Raw genomic sequence first — 15,342 nt, 5'->3', positions numbered from 1 at the left:
TTTAAATCGGATGAAAAGGCGAAAGACCCTTGTACAGAGGGTCGTCGCCTTTTTTTATACATTGTTTCGCGTTTTAATCATAGGTTGCGCGTTAAGCTTCTCGAACAAATGGTTTCTTGCTAAAATAGATGGGTATAAAACTGTGTACATCATGAGAAAGGAAAGAAGCGAGAATGAAAAAATGGAAACAAATAAGTGTTGTTGTTTTGATGACTGTTTTAGTATCTGCTTGTAATGCGGACAATGGGAATGAGGACCAAAACGATCAGAATAATCAAGTGACTGAAGAATCCATTGACGGCATTAATGAGGACTGGACAGAAGTTCCACTTGTATTAGAAGAGATTAGCGATGATGTGTCAAGGATTGAACTCACAAACGATAAAGGTGGAAGCCGTGTTATTCTCTATTACACGGATGAAGAAGGTCCTCAATACAAATCCGTGCTCGTTAAAGACGAGGGACGCTTGAAGATTATTTCCATTAATGAAAATGGAGAAGGGGAAATGTTTAACGAAATTGTAGAAGACCGTATATCATCCTAATAAAAGGAGCGCTAAACAGTGATTTGTATACTGGTTTAGCGCTCTTTTCATAATTATATAGTCAAGGGAACCGCATTTGATTCGTAGTATGCAAGCGCTGCTTGAATGGCTTTACCTGTTTCAATCGTTGTTCCTTTAAAAAGCAGGGCTGCTTCTAAAGCAGCAAGTACAAATAAGACATTCTCTTTCCGACAGCTATAGCCCATTGAGCCAATGCGCCAAATTTTTCCATGTAAAGGGCCGAATGAACTCGCAATTTCAACACCAAAATGGGTTAACATGAATGCTCTAATTTCATCAGCGTTGACGCCAGGAGGGACTGAAATGCACGTAACAACCGGTAGTTTATGCTCGTGTTCAACGTAGAGATCGAGTCCCATTGCTTTGATGCCTGCTTTTAGTGCCTTTTCATGATACTTGTGGCGGTTAAAGCGCTCGTCTAGCCCTTCTTTTAGTAAAATACGAAGTCCTTCGTGCAAGCCATAAATCATTGATGTTGCTTCAGTATGATGATTGAGGCGCCTTGGACTCCAGTAATCTTGGAGTTGACTTAAATCAAAATAATTGCTTCGAATTACGGAACCAGAAAAAGGTTCGGATGGATCGTGTTCCGTTGCGATGCCGCGCTCAACTTTTTTACGTCGATTAATGACGGCTTCAACTCTGTCATTATACGTAATGGGAGCCATTCCAGCTGGGATTGATAGGCATTTTTGCGTTCCGCCAATCGCCGCATCAATGTACCAGTCATCCACTTTAACATCGACGCCGCCAATTGTAGCTACAGCATCTACTACAAATAATATATCCTTCTCACGACACGTTTTTCCGATGTTTTGTAACGGCATCATACAGCCAGTAGACGTTTCACCGTGCACACATGCAACAATTTTAGGGTTCACAGCGTTCATTTCATCAATTATTTCGTCTTCAGAAAAAACCGTTCCCCATTCGCATTCAATCGAATGAACGTCTGCATCAAGCCTTTCGCAAATCTCAACTAATAAATGCCCAAATCTACCGTAAATCGGAATAAACACCCGATCTCCTGGTTCAATTAAACTCGTTAGCACAGCCTCTAACCCTGATCGAGATGTACCATCAATGGGAAATGCCCATTGATTCTTTGTTTGAAATAAATCTCTTAGCATCGCCATTGTTTCATTCATCATCTCTGTAAATGCAGGATCGAACTGTCCTAAAATAGGAGCGCTCATTGCGCGGAGGACACGTGGCTCTGCTTCGACAGGACCGGGAGTCATAATAGTGCGTTTCGTTAAATCGCTCACGATGCAATCCTCCTTATTCATAAGCAAGTTGGTAAAGAACATGTTTTAAAGCGTCTAAACCTACTTGCAAATCTTCTTGTTTCGTATATTCATGGGGAGAGTGACTAATCCCTTTCACACTTGGGACAAACAATAAACACGTAGGAATCGCAGAACCTAGAATTTGCGCATCGTGTCCTGCACCACTATACATATAGCGGCTTTTTAAGTTGGACTGTTGTGCATAGTCATAAGCAAGAGTGGTCAAGTCTTCTGACATTGAAACAGGCGAGACATCGGAATATTGTTGAACGGACACAGCGATGTCAGATGAGCCGAGTTCATTAACAAACGAGTAGATCCGTTCATGATAAACATCTAATGTCTCTGAGTGAGAGTGACGGATATCTAACGTGAAGGTAATTTGACCAGGAATGACATTTGGTGTGTTTGGTAGAACGTTAAATTGGCCGACTGTGGCGACAAATGAATCATCCATCGAATGGCCAGCTTGAATTAATTTTTGAACAAGTGTCGTAGCTGTATCCATCGCATCACGCCGTTTATTCATTGGCGTTGTTCCAGCATGATTGCTTTCACCTGTTACGGTAAAAATAAATCGTTTTTGGCCTACAATTCCTTTCACAATACCAAGAGACTCTCCTGCATCTTCTAAAATTGAACCTTGCTCAATATGTAATTCCACAAAGTGTCCTAAATCGTGACGGAGAGGATTTTGATAATGACCGAGACCAAACCCATATTCATTCATTTCATCGTAAAAAGATTTGCCGTTTGTATCTTTTGTTTCACGATAGTTCTTATCTTGATGTATGCCAGTGAGGTTACCAGATCCCCAAAAATTTAAAGGAAAGCGACTGCCTTCTTCTTCGCAAAATGATACGACATCAATTGTACGCTTCGGCTGACCGTGTGTATGAACAAGCTCAGAGACAGCGAGTAAACTAGCAAGTACGCCATACGCACCATCGTATTTTCCGCCGTTGACAACCGTATCGATGTGTGAACCTGTTAAAACAACGGGCTCTTCTTGGTTTGTGCCCTCTACACGTCCGTATACGTTTCCGATATCATCATAAAATGGAGCAAACCCATGTTGTTTAAACAGTTGATGGATGGTTTGTTGGGCTTGAAACCAAACAGGCGTATATAAAAGTCGCGTGACACCACCATCTTTTGTTTTACCTATGCGCGCTAATTCTTCAATAACGGACGTTATGGGTGCTAAGGATTGTTGCGTTTTCATCGTCATACCCTCACTTTTGTCAAAATGTTTTGATTGAACAACTGTAAGTTTAAGTGTACGGTTAAACTATTCAGATTTCATTAGATGATTTATTGTTTTTTAATATAATTGTTGTGCACATTGTCTAAATTGGAGGGATTAGATGGATATTGCAGCATTTTTACAGTTATCAGATTTAAGAGAAGCACGATTGATTGCCGGTGAAAAAGGGATCGATCGTCGAATTGGCAATGTGAAAATGATGGATGCACCGGATATTATTCATTACTTAACCCAAGATGATTTACTCGTTACAACCGCTTATCATTATGTCGGCAAACCAGAGTTACTACTTGATTTGATCAAAGAAATGAAGCGGATAGGCTGTGCAGGTCTAGGTATTAAACAAGAACGCTTTCTTGGACAAATTCCTAAAAGTGTCTTAGCGTATGCTAAGCAAGTCGATTTTCCAATCATTGCTTTGCCTGAGCAATTGGGGTTAAGTTACGTCGCTAATCAAGTATTAAGCACAATTCTTGATCAAAGAACCCACGAATTAACGACCGCTCTTGACGCTCACCGAGCATTTTCAGAGCATATTGTGAGTGGCAAAGGGTTGCTACATCTAGTAGAGAATGTGGCTCAATTAGTCGGGGCTCCGATTTTACTTATGAATGAGCGCTGTCAAGTAATATCGGCTTCAAATTCAGCGAACCCCGTTGGAAATGGTATGGAATATTTGTATCGGATGGGCTATGCTTTTTTTCCGGAAGGAAGTCCATATACGAGCTTTACGTTGCTAATGAATCAACCAAAAACAGTAACAGCATTTCCTGTGTACACAGATAAAGCAAAAAAGAGTATTCTCGTTATTCTTAATTCGCTACCGTCTCATGATCGACAAGCCTATTTACTGATTGAACAAGCGACCAACGTGATTGCGTTTGAATTAATGAAAGAAAATGCTTTAAAGCAGTATACGCGCCGAGCAAAAAATGAATTTTTTCTCCATTACATAAATGGGCAGTATGCGACGAAAGATGAGACAATTAATCGGGCACAAGAATTTGGCCTTTATAACGATCGACCGTATAAATGTGTAGCGGGTAGGCTGGATCAAGAGGAGACTAGTTTAGGGTTTAAAGAGAATCATATTGAAATTGAAAAAGTATTTGACTTTGTTGAAGAAGAGTTATCAATTTTTCCTTTTCAATCCCATTTGTTTATAAAAGGAGACATTTGTTTTGTACTATTGGAAGGGGAAAAAGATGATACGATTGGCGATTCCCTTCAAGCAGTAGATTTTGCGCTCGAAATGATTCAAGAGCACGTATTTCTCCATTTTAAACGATCGATCTCCTTTGGAGTTAGTCATCTTTGTCGGCAGTTTTGGGATGTTCGAGAAGCGCACCAAGAGGCAACAAACGCCCTTCATTCCGGACGGCTTTCAGGAAGTCGACAATTCGTTCAGACCTATCAGGCGAAGGATCTAGTAAAGTTATTACGTATGATTCCGAGAGAAGATTTAAATGAATTCTGCGATTATAATTTAAAAAAATTAACAGAGCCGAGCGTAAACGAAATGGGGCTCATCCAAACATTAGCCGTTTACCTTGAAACGCATTGTCAAATTTCTGAAACCGCAAAACGACTTTATGTTCATCGCAACACGATTATTTATCGACTGGAGAAAATTGAAGAATTACTTGGAAAAAATTTAAAAGATCCAGATACAACCCTACATTTACGCCTAGCCTTGCGAATTCAGCATACTTTACAAACAATGTAAAGACGGATTTTAGTCCGATGGAAGAATCCGGAGTTTCTTCTATAATAAGTGGAAAGGGAGGCTACTCATGTTAAGTCAAACAACGATACATACAATTAAGGCGACTGTGCCTGTTTTAGAAGAGCATGGTCTTACCATTACAACGAGATTTTACGAACTTTTATTTTCGAATCAGCCTGAACTATGGAACGTCTTTAACCATGCTAACCAAATGCGTTTTACGCAGCAAGAAGCGCTAGCAAAAGCTTTACATGCAGCTGCTAGCCATATTGAGCAAATTGAAACGATCGCACCAGCTGTGAATAAGATTGCGCACAAACATCGCAGTGTTGGAGTAAAAGCTGAACACTATCCGATTGTTGGTCATTTTTTGATCATTGCGATGAAGGACGTTCTCGGTGAAGGGGCAAGTAAAGAAGTGATAGGTGCCTGGGAAGAAGTGTATGACGTACTTTCGCAACAATTTATCAAAATTGAATCAGCACTTGAAAAGGAAGCAAAGTGGTCAGGTTTTCTTCCTTTAAAAATCACAAGAAAAGTACGTGAAACAAGGGACATAACGTCGTTTTACTTGCAGGCTGAAAATCGTTCTTTTCTATCCGGTCAATACGTTAGTGTGAAGGTTCACGTAAATGGCTATGATCACATTCGTCAATACAGTCTTTCTAATGGCAATAATCAGCAAGCGTATCGAATTAGTGTGAAACGTGAGCAGCCAGCAGATGGTCCTAGCGGGATTGTGTCTCAGTACATGCATGATCATGTCAATGTAGGCGATAATCTTCACGTAAGTGCACCTGCAGGAACGGTCCGTTATGATCACGAGAGTGAAAATCCGCTTGTGTTTATAAGTGCAGGTTCAGGTGTTACGCCAATGATTTCGATGTTAAAAAAGGTCACAACAGAACAGCCTGAGCGTGACGTTCATTTTGTTTATGGCACAGCGAATAGTGAAACGCATGTCTTTAAAGAAGAGGTTGAAGATGTAGGACAAACCCATTCTCAAGTTCAACAGTATATTTTCTATAAGAACCCGTTAAAAAATGATACGTATACGAAAGTAGGGGAATTAAATCAAGAGGCGATAGCAGGAATTATTTCCCCGCTTAATGATCCAGAAATTATCATTGGTGGTTCCAAACAATTTATAGATGATATGTACACGTCTTTAAAAGCCTGTGATGTTGATGACAATCGCATTCGCTATGAAAGTTTTGAGCCACAGATTTAATGCTCGCTCTTTGTTTCATTGTACAAAATGAATAGTTTGCTAGTTTTAATTTATACATTGTAACCAATGACCTTCCTTTATCGCGTTAGTAAGATAGTGAAAATAACTGAGGCGAAAAAGTGAGGGATTCATACATGGAACAACTGCAAAATCAGAAATCTAGTACACCAAGTCCACCATCGCAAAAGAAAGAACGGATGCCACATATTTATGTACTCTTGTTTGTTATTAGTGGACTTGCAGCTGTACTTACATACGTTATACCGGCTGGTTCATTTGAGCGGGTTCCTGGTCCAAATGGACGTGAATCGATCGATCCCAATTCGTTTACCACGATTGATGCGCCACCTGTTTCATTTATGGATTTTATGCTAGCTATTCCTGTCGGGATGGCGAGCGCAAGTGAAATTATCTTTTTTACCTTTATTATTGGCGGCATGTTCATGGTATTAAGACGAACGGAGATCATTGAAATTGGTGTTGATCGATTAGCCAGAAAATTTGAACATAAAAGTATTGCGGTCATTCCGGTTTTGCTCACTCTTTTTGCAGTAGTTGCGACAACGATTGGGACACCAGAACTTTCTTTAGTTTATATTCCTGTTTTAATTCCGTTATTTATTTCACTTGGCTATGACTCGATGACTGCAGCAGGCATTGCGCTTATCTCGACAGCGCTTGGTTTTACTGCAGGCGTAATGAATCCAGGTACTGTTGGAATATCACAACAAATCTCAGGATTAGAAACGTATTCTGGTTTTGGCTTACGGGTCGTTGTTCTAGTAGTCATCATTCTAGTTGGCAGTTTGTATATCATGCGCTATGCAAAAAAAGTGAAGCAGGATCCCTTTAAAAGCTATACGAGAGATGAAGATGAATTAAAGCGTGTAAAATACAAAGATGCGCTTAAGCAACCAGCCAAGCAAGCGACTAAGAGACAGTTGCTTGCAATTGCAACATTACCTATTTTTTTCGGTGTCCTTGTTTACGGCGTCACACAATTAGGATGGTTTATGCTCGAAATGTCTGGACTATTTATTTTTATGGGCATTTTAGTCGGGATGATTGCGGGGCTTTCACTAACAAGAGTGTGCGAAGCATTTACGGAAGGGTTTCGAGAGGTGTTAATGGGAGCGATCATTATTGGCATTGCACGCTCCGTAGCAGTTGTTCTTGAAGAGGGACAAATTATGGATACGATTGTTTATGGCTTAGGGAATCTTGTCGGGCAATTACCAAGTACGTTAAGCGCTATTGGAATGATGACGGTTCAATTGTTCATCAATTTTTTCATTCCTTCAGGGAGTGGTCAAGCGTTAGTGACAATGCCTATTATGGCTCCACTGGCTGACATGTTAGGTGTGACTCGTCAAACAGCTATTCTAGCCTTCCAATTTGGTGATGGCTTTGCTCATATTTTGTACCCAACTTCAGGTTATTTTATGGCCGCCCTTGTTATTGCAGGGATTAGCTGGACAAAATGGATTAAATTTTTTACACCATTGTTTATCATTTATATGTTTATTGGGGTGATCTTTCTTATTTATGCGCAAGTGACAGGCTGGACGGGGTAATAGAGAGGAGACGAGAGAATGGATACTCGAATTAGTGGCGGTCGCATTGTATTGCCTGGTCAAGTTGTTGAAACAGACATTGGCATAAAAGACGGAATCATTGTCACAATAGGAAAAGTAGCTAAAGCAAAAGAAACGATTGATGCCCACGGTCAACTTGTTTTTCCAGGTGGCATTGATACACATGTTCACTTCTCAGAACCTGGTCGAACGGATTGGGAAGGGTTTGAAACAGGAAGTCAGGCACTAGCAGCTGGTGGCGTGACATCGTACATTGAAATGCCGCTTAACGCTCTCCCAGCCACAACGAATCGTGCGCATTTGCAGTTGAAACTCGACTTAGCAAAATCGAAAAATAGCGTCAATTATAGCTTTTACGGTGGGCTAACGTCTTCTAATTTAACGGAGTTAGAAGAGTTGGCAGACAGCGATGTTGTTGCATTTAAATGTTTTTTATCTACTTGTGGTTCTGATCATCCAGAAGATTTCTCTAATGTAGATGAGCAAACCTTACAAGCAGGTATGCGTATATTAGCTCGAAAAGGCAAGCTTCTTTGTATCCATGCAGAGGATGCGGATCTTACGGACACTCTTGAGCAAGAAAAACGTGACGCAGGAAGCGCAGACGCACAAGCCTATGTCGAATCACGTCCTATAAAAGCAGAAGTGCTTGCTGTAGATAAAGCGATTGCGGCTGCTAGAGAAACAGGATGTGCGATCCATTTTGTACATATTTCTTCGGCCGCAGCGATTGACTCGATTCAACGAGCAAAACGGGAAGGAATTGATGTGACGGTTGAATCATGCCCACATTACTTTGTATTTTCCTCAGAACAATTAGCGCATTTAGGAACGCTTGCTAAATGCCAACCGCCGTTGCGCCCTCAAGAAGAAGTCGAAAAGTTATGGGCATGTTTAATGCGTGGTGAAATTGATTGGCTTACATCCGACCACTCTCCTTGTACAATCGATTTAAAGGCAGGGAATTTTTTTACGGCATGGGGCGGAATTACAGGTTGCCAAAATATGATTGATGTTATGTACGATGAAGCAGTGAATAAAAGAGGGATGTCAGCGGTTACGTTTGCTAAGCTTATTTCAAGCACACCAGCAAAACGAATGGGGCTTTATGCAAAAGGCGAGATTGCCATTGGCAAAGATGCCGATTTGTTTTTTTTGGACGAAAACGAGACATATACATTAGATCAAGAAGCGCTGTATTATAAAAATCCCTACACTCCTTATAGTGGTCGTCGAATTGGGTGCCGTGTGACAAAAACAATGGTGAATGGACAAGTTGTGTTTGAAGATGGGAAAGTGGTGGCAGACAAAAAAATGGGTCGGTTACTCAGCGTTAAAAAAAGAGCAATGGTCGATGATTGACCATTGCTCGCTTAAAAAGAGGATTCTACTAACGCCTGAGTTGTTGAGCGTATCGAAAGGTTACTGGAATGAATGATTTGCTCATTCAGTGGCGCTGCGATTGCTCGGTTTGAGAGTCCTGTAAGAACCAATGTAGTACCTACAGATTCAAGTTCTTCTTTTAATAGTAAGAGGTTTTCAAGCGTAAATTCAGTAAACGTATGTAAACTCGAAACATCAGCGGCAAGGGTAGAAATACCATTATCTGCTAATGTTTTCTTAATGTGTGCCGTTTGATTTTTCATTCTTTCTTTTGTGAACGTACCTACAATGGACATGACTGCAACGTCGTTCATGAGCGGTATCACTGGGAGAGTCAACAATTCATATTCTTTAATCGTTTCCATGTAGGCTAGTTCAATCATTTTTCGTTTTGTAATGTCTTTTTGCACACCAACAAAATAGATCTTATCATCTCTTCCGTTCTTTGCTGGATCGATGGATAGTTCATTCCAAAAAGGAGTTCCGTCTTTTTTGTAGTTAAGAATTTCCGACTTAAAGCTGCCTTTTTGCCGTAAGGATGTGGAAATTCGTTCTACCTCCTCCATATCGGTGTCCTTGCCTTGTAGAAAACGACAATTTTGTCCCATTACTTCTTCTAGTTCATACTGAGTAATGTCAGTAAACCCTTGGTTAATAAAAATAATCGGGTTGTCTTTTATACTGGGGTCTGTAATCGCAATTCCAATACCTGTGTAGTCAAGACTGTTTGAGAAAAAAGCAGCGTCTAAGTTAATCATTCTAACCTCACTTATATGGTCCATCTTATTAGCACAATGGTACAAAAAAATATTGTTCGGTTCAATCAAAACATTTTATAATTGCGAAAAAGAAGCAAGTGATGTATAGTGAATAGAGTGATCGTTCTATCAAAAACGAAGGGTGATGAAATGAGTAAAAAAAGGGAGCAGCTTCTCGAACGTTCTGAACGTTTGTTTGAGACTAATGGCTTTCATGCAGTAGGAATTAAACAACTGATTAAAGAAGCAGATGTTTCTCTAATGACGTTGTACAACCATTTTGATTCAAAAGAACAACTGATTTTGGCGATTTTACAACGACGAGAAATTCGCTATATGCAATTGTTAAAGCAATCGTTTTTAGATGAAAATGTTGATGCGCTGGCAATTTTGGAAACTCACTTAAGCTGGATTAAAAAAAATGGAGCAAATGGGTGTATGTTCTTACGTGCAAAAGAAGAATTTTCTGCAGGTGTGTCGGAAAATGAAGAGATTGCCACTTTTGCAACACAACATAAGCAGCGATTGGTGACGCTTTTTAACGAGCAAGGTTTTGCAAAACGAGAAGCACTGCGACTGGTGCTCATTCTTGAAGGTGCAACGGCAATGGCAGAGGTATTTGATCTTGATGATGTTGTAGAAGAAACACAATTATCGGTGAAAGCATTGTTTAGCAGTTGAAGCAATGCATTTTTTTGTTCAAAAATATAATGATCGTTCTATATAAAAGGATGTGGTGTAAATGTGGAAGTTCGTATTACCTGGACTGGCGATGATTGCAGTCACGTATGCATTCGCACGACTAAGCTTTGGTTTATTTTTGCCCGATATTGCAGTAGATTTGCAGTTAAGTGAAAGTGATAGTGGCCTAATTGGCTCGTTAGGCTATGTTGCCTACTCTCTTGCTTTGCTTGTCTCTTCAGCTGGCATTATGTGGTTTGGACAACGAAAAGTGAATGCATTAGCTGGACTAACGGCAGTCACTGGCTTGCTCGGAATCGCTTTAGCCCAATCAGCGATCTTTTTAGCTAGTAGTGTATTCGTGGCAGGTCTTGGAAGTGGGTTGGCTTCACCAGCTCTAAGTCAAATTGCACGGCAAATGCTGGCAAAAAATCAATTGGATCGCGGAAATACGTGGATAAACAGTGGAACTAGTTTTGGAATGATTATAACTGGCCCGATTGTACTACTTTTTACAGAACATTGGCGGTTATCATATGGTTTGTTTGCCATCATTGCTCTAGCTGTTCTTGTATGGAATCTAGTGTCTATTCCGAGAGAGGAAAACAAGGAAGAACCAAAGGATCGATCAATCAACTGGCTCTCTATTCTGAATCAAGCAAAAGGTCTCCTACTCGCTTCAATCATTGTTGGGATTAGCTCATCAATCTATTGGACTTTTTCAAGAAGTTTTTTAACGGTGGAACATGGTGTTTCAGCAAATGAAAGTGTGCTTTTTTGGGTCATGATGGGTATAGCAGGTATTTTAGGTGGGGTCGCCGGCGGTTTCATCCAACAGATCGGGATGAAGTGGTCTTATCGCTTCGTTTTACTCGCGTTGCTTAGTTCAATTGCGATCCTACTCGTATCATCAAGACTAACAATCTACTTATCAGCCAGTCTGTTTGGAAGTGGATATATTTTTTTAACCGGCTTATTTATTGTGTGGGCAACGAAGTTATTTGATAAGCTTCCTGCGGTTGGCGTCAGTATATCCTTTCTCGCTTTAGGTATAGGCCAATCGATTGGCTCTTTCTTTGCAGGGAAAACGATTGAATGGACGTCTTATCCAATCAGCTTTCTGCTGTTTGCGCTAATAGGTGGAGTAGGGTTGTTCATCACGCCACCGAAAAAAAGTATAGAAGGGCAAAAGACAGCGCCGTAATTGGTGTTGTCTTTAAAATGTTCGTATCTTCTATAACATTTATAATTGTCACGTAAATGAAAGCGTGTTAAACTGCAATCAAATATTACACATATATGATCGACAATCTCATATGTGATGGAGGGTGCCATGTCCGTAAAATCGGCTGTTCGCGTCTTACGTATATTTGAATTGTTAAGCATACATAAGGAAGGTCTAAGTAATAAACAAATTTGTACTTACTTGAAACTCCCACAAAGTAGTGCATCAGGACTTATAAAAACGTTGCTAGATGAAAATTACTTGTCATTAAACGAAAGCAATCATTTTATTTTAGGAGCGAAATTAATTCCAGTTGGACAAGCAGCGATGGAATCATTTAATCTTTCAAATTTAGGTGTAGAAGATTTGAAAGCGCTTATGCTTAGAGTGGAAGAAACCGTATTTATGGCTACATTGGTCGATCATGAACTCATTTACATCGCAAAAATTGACAGCAACCGTTCCATTCGCACATCCGCCTTTTTAGGAGGGAAAAAACCTCTTTATTGTACCGGACTTGGTAAGGCTTATTTAGCCTATATGCCTCATGAAAAACGAGAGACGTATATACACCAGACTGAATTGGAACCGATTACAGATCACACGATAACCGATAAAGAAGAATTAAAAACAAAGCTTATAGATTATCAAAAACAAGGCTATGCCATCGATGATGAAGAAAATGAAGAAGGGCTTTATTGCTTAGCTGCTCCTATTTTTAACAGTACAGGAGAAATGGAAGCTGCCATAAGTGTTGCTGGACCAAAGGCGAGAATGTTAAAGCATGAAGCGAATATAGTGCAACACGTTAAGAACACAGCCAATATGATTTCAAGTAAGCTTGGCTATAGAGGAGGGTAACATGGATGTCTTAAGCATGGGTGAAACGATGGTTCTCTTTTCACCTCGTTCATCTGGCCAACTACGCTATGAAACTGATTTTCAGACCAAAGTTGCAGGTGCAGAAACAAATACGTTAATAGGCCTAGCGAAGTTAGGATACAAATCAAGCTGGATTAGCCGAGTTGGTGATGATGAATTTGGTCGGAAAATTATTCACGCCGTTCGAGGTGAAGGGATTGGGACTGAGTCTGTAACCATAGACGATCGCCACTCAACTGGGCTATTTTTTAAAGAAAAAACGACAGAGGCATTAACGTCTGTACAGTATTATCGTCATCAATCTGCCGCTAGTTTTTTATCAGTAAACGATGTGGAACCCGTTGATGTCAGTCGATTTCAATACGTTTATTTAACTGGTATTACCCCGGCTTTAAGTGAAACCTGTGCGGATGCTGTACATGCACTAATGAGAAAAGCAATCGCCGCTAGCGTACCGGTTGTATTTGACCCGAACATAAGAAAAAAACTGTTACATGGTGAAATAGGAAAACAACTTATGAAGGACTGCATGGCTGCATCAACTATTGCGCTGCCAGGACGCCAAGAAGGAGACTATTTATTCGGTACGACAAATGAAAAGCAGATTGCTGAAGCGTGTATGGAGCTTGGGGCAGATACAGTTGTAGTGAAGTTAGGGGAAGACGGAGCGTATTTTCAAACGAAAATAGAAAGCGGTTACGTCCCTGCATTTTCGGTTCCGCGTGTAGTAGACCCGGTCGGAGCAGGAGATGGATTTGCAGCCGGATTGCTAGCCGGACTTTTAGAAAAAAAGTCGATTGAAGAATCGGTCAAGCAAGGCTGTGCGATTGGAGCGATTGTGACGCAAGTAAACGGAGATATTGAAGGCTTACCAACGAGAAACCAATTAACAACGTTTATGGAAGCGGATTCTGCTGACGATGTTGCGAGATGAGGAGAGGATCGGATGAGAACGTATCAGGCAATACAATCGGAGAAAATTATTGCCATTATAAGAGGGGCAGAGGCTGGTAATCTTGTTCAAATTGGACAAGCACTGAAAGAAGGTGGGATTCAGCTGGTTGAAGTAACACTCAATTCCAATCAAGCTCTCGACGGCATTACACACTTAAAAAAAGAATTTGGCGATGAACTTTTTATTGGTGCTGGAACGGTATTGGATCCTGAATCGGCTCGGGCTGCCATTCAAGCAGGAGCAGATTTTATTCTCTCTCCAACTGTTAACATCGAAACGATTAACATGACGAAGCGCTACGGAAAAGTGAGTATTCCAGGTGCCTTTACACCAACCGAAATTCTTACAGCCTATGAAAACGGCGCAGACTTCGTGAAAGTATTTCCAGCGAGGATGGGACCGGACTATATAAAAGATATTCAAGGACCTTTGCCACATATTCCACTTGTACCAACTGGTGGTGTAAACGAACAGAATGTTGCATCTTTCTTGAAAATTGGCAGTTCGGCATGTGGAATTGGCAGTTCCCTAGTAAATACGAAAGAAGCTGTTACAGCAGATTCTTTACAAGCGTTAACAAGGAGAGCAAAGCGATTTGTTGAGATTGCACGAACGATTTGAAAGGATGAGAATGAATGAAAATTACAAGCTACGAACTTTTTCAAGTGCCACCTAGATGGCTTTTCTTAAAAATTGAAACAGATGAAGGCATGATTGGTTGGGGGGAACCGGTCATTGAAGGGAAAGCCGCAACCGTAAAAACAGCTGTTGATGAGCTCATGCAGTTTTTAATTGGAAAAGATCCTTTACAAATAGAAGATCATTGGAATGTCATGTATCGAGGTGGTTTCTACCGCGGTGGTCCGATTTTAATGAGTGCGATCTCAGGAATAGACCAAGCCTTATGGGATATAAAAGGGAAGCACTTAGGTGTGCCTGTCCATCAGTTATTAGGTGGAAAAGCGAGAGAATCAATTAAAGTCTATTCGTGGATTGGCGGAGATCGTCCTAGCGATGTAGGTGCTGCAGCAAAAGCAGTGGTCGATAAAGGGTTTAAGGCAATTAAAATGAATGGCACAGATGAACTCCAGTACATCGACTCTTATGAAAAGATTGACCGAGTTCTTGAAAATGTTGCCGCCATCCGTGAGGCAGTCGGTCCTTATATTGGGATTGGCATTGATTTTCACGGCAGAGTACATAAACCAATGGCGAAAATTCTTGCTAAGGAGCTAGAGGTATTTCGACCGATGTTCATTGAAGAGCCGGTCCTACCTGAAAACAACGAAGCATTGCGAGAGATTGCGAACCATACTGTTATTCCAATTGCCACAGGAGAGCGGATGTATTCAAAATGGGATTTTAAAAACCTTTTAAAAGATGGCTATGTTGATATTATTCAACCAGATTTGTCTCATGCAGGAGGCATTACAGAAAACAAGAAGATCCTCTCCATGGCAGAAGCATTTGATGTGGCAGCAGCGCCACATTGTCCATTAGGGCCGATTGCACTCGCATCTTGCTTACAAGTAGATGCAACGTGTCATAACGCCTTTATTCAAGAACAAAGTTTAGGTATTCATTATAATGAAGGATCTGATCTACTAGACTATCTTACAGATGCGAGTGTCTTTACATATAAAGACGGTTACGTCGAAATTCCTGATAAGCCGGGGCTTGGTATTGAAATCAATGAAGACCATGTAAGAAAGATGGCAAAGATTGGCCATGATTGGAAAAATCCTATCTGGAGACACAATGATTACAGTATCGCGGAATGGTAA

Annotated in this window: 14 protein-coding genes; 11 read left to right on the top strand and 3 right to left on the bottom strand. The window is 40.6% G+C overall.

All coding sequences use genetic code 11. The features are described from left to right. Positions 1-173: 173 nt before the first annotated feature. Positions 174-545: a hypothetical protein gene (locus ACE1TH_RS06940; RefSeq protein ID WP_375078637.1), complete on the top strand. Its 372-nt coding sequence runs from the start codon at positions 174-176 to the stop codon at positions 543-545. 53 nt (positions 546-598) lie between these two features. Here the strand turns inward: ACE1TH_RS06940 and ACE1TH_RS06935 are convergent, their stop codons facing one another. Continuing rightward, positions 599-1,855 (bottom strand): pyridoxal-phosphate-dependent aminotransferase family protein, encoded by a 1,257-nt coding sequence (locus ACE1TH_RS06935; protein WP_375078636.1) that lies wholly within the window; start codon positions 1,853-1,855, stop codon positions 599-601. After that, positions 1,848-3,080, bottom strand: coding sequence for a M20 family metallo-hydrolase (locus tag ACE1TH_RS06930; RefSeq protein WP_375078635.1), 1,233 nt, complete (start codon positions 3,078-3,080; stop codon positions 1,848-1,850). Before ACE1TH_RS06930 ends, ACE1TH_RS06935 begins: the two co-directional genes overlap by 8 nt. Positions 3,081-3,222: 142 nt before the next feature. Between ACE1TH_RS06930 and ACE1TH_RS06925 the strand changes: the two genes are divergently transcribed. The 4 genes from ACE1TH_RS06925 to allB all read left to right on the top strand — a co-directional run bounded on the left by ACE1TH_RS06925 (position 3,223) and on the right by allB (position 9,036). Continuing rightward, positions 3,223-4,848 (top strand): PucR family transcriptional regulator, encoded by a 1,626-nt coding sequence (locus ACE1TH_RS06925; protein WP_375078634.1) that lies wholly within the window; start codon positions 3,223-3,225, stop codon positions 4,846-4,848. Positions 4,849-4,915: 67 nt separating this feature from the next. Then, positions 4,916-6,079 (top strand): globin domain-containing protein, encoded by a 1,164-nt coding sequence (locus tag ACE1TH_RS06920; RefSeq protein ID WP_375078633.1) that lies wholly within the window; start codon positions 4,916-4,918, stop codon positions 6,077-6,079. A 134-nt stretch (positions 6,080-6,213) separates the two neighbouring features. Continuing rightward, the gene (locus ACE1TH_RS06915) at positions 6,214-7,653 is read left to right on the top strand and encodes a YfcC family protein (RefSeq protein ID WP_375078632.1); all 1,440 of its coding nucleotides are present in this window, start codon (positions 6,214-6,216) and stop codon (positions 7,651-7,653) included. Positions 7,654-7,671: 18 nt separating this feature from the next. Next, complete coding sequence (gene allB, locus ACE1TH_RS06910) at positions 7,672-9,036, top strand: allantoinase AllB (protein ID WP_375078631.1); 1,365 nt, start codon at positions 7,672-7,674, stop codon at positions 9,034-9,036. Between the two features lie 11 nt (positions 9,037-9,047). On the opposite strand, the gene ytvA is transcribed toward allB, so the two are convergent. Next, positions 9,048-9,815 (bottom strand): YtvA family blue-light photoreceptor, encoded by a 768-nt coding sequence (ytvA, locus tag ACE1TH_RS06905; RefSeq protein ID WP_176554212.1) that lies wholly within the window; start codon positions 9,813-9,815, stop codon positions 9,048-9,050. A gap of 150 nt (positions 9,816-9,965) precedes the next feature. On the opposite strand from ytvA, the gene ACE1TH_RS06900 reads away from it, so the two are divergent. From ACE1TH_RS06900 to dgoD, 6 genes are all read left to right on the top strand, one after another. After that, positions 9,966-10,496: a TetR/AcrR family transcriptional regulator gene (locus ACE1TH_RS06900; RefSeq protein WP_099300612.1), complete on the top strand. Its 531-nt coding sequence runs from the start codon at positions 9,966-9,968 to the stop codon at positions 10,494-10,496. Between the two features lie 61 nt (positions 10,497-10,557). Further along, positions 10,558-11,700: an MFS transporter gene (locus tag ACE1TH_RS06895; protein ID WP_099300613.1), complete on the top strand. Its 1,143-nt coding sequence runs from the start codon at positions 10,558-10,560 to the stop codon at positions 11,698-11,700. A 129-nt stretch (positions 11,701-11,829) separates the two neighbouring features. Beyond that, positions 11,830-12,582 carry an IclR family transcriptional regulator gene (locus ACE1TH_RS06890; RefSeq protein ID WP_099300614.1) on the top strand — a complete coding sequence of 251 codons (753 nt, stop codon included), beginning with the start codon at positions 11,830-11,832 and terminating at the stop codon, positions 12,580-12,582. Between the two features lies 1 nt (position 12,583). Next, the gene (locus ACE1TH_RS06885; protein WP_375078630.1) at positions 12,584-13,537 is read left to right on the top strand and encodes a sugar kinase; all 954 of its coding nucleotides are present in this window, start codon (positions 12,584-12,586) and stop codon (positions 13,535-13,537) included. Between the two features lie 12 nt (positions 13,538-13,549). After that, positions 13,550-14,179 (top strand): bifunctional 4-hydroxy-2-oxoglutarate aldolase/2-dehydro-3-deoxy-phosphogluconate aldolase, encoded by a 630-nt coding sequence (locus ACE1TH_RS06880; RefSeq protein WP_255225181.1) that lies wholly within the window; start codon positions 13,550-13,552, stop codon positions 14,177-14,179. A gap of 14 nt (positions 14,180-14,193) precedes the next feature. Then, on the top strand, positions 14,194-15,342 hold the full coding sequence (gene dgoD, locus ACE1TH_RS06875) for a galactonate dehydratase (protein ID WP_099300617.1): 1,149 nt from the start codon (positions 14,194-14,196) through the stop codon (positions 15,340-15,342).

The organism is Shouchella sp. JSM 1781072, assembly GCF_041949915.1.
GTDB lineage: Bacteria > Bacillota > Bacilli > Bacillales > Bacillaceae_D > Shouchella.
This window is presented reverse-complemented; position numbering and strand designations above follow the sequence as displayed.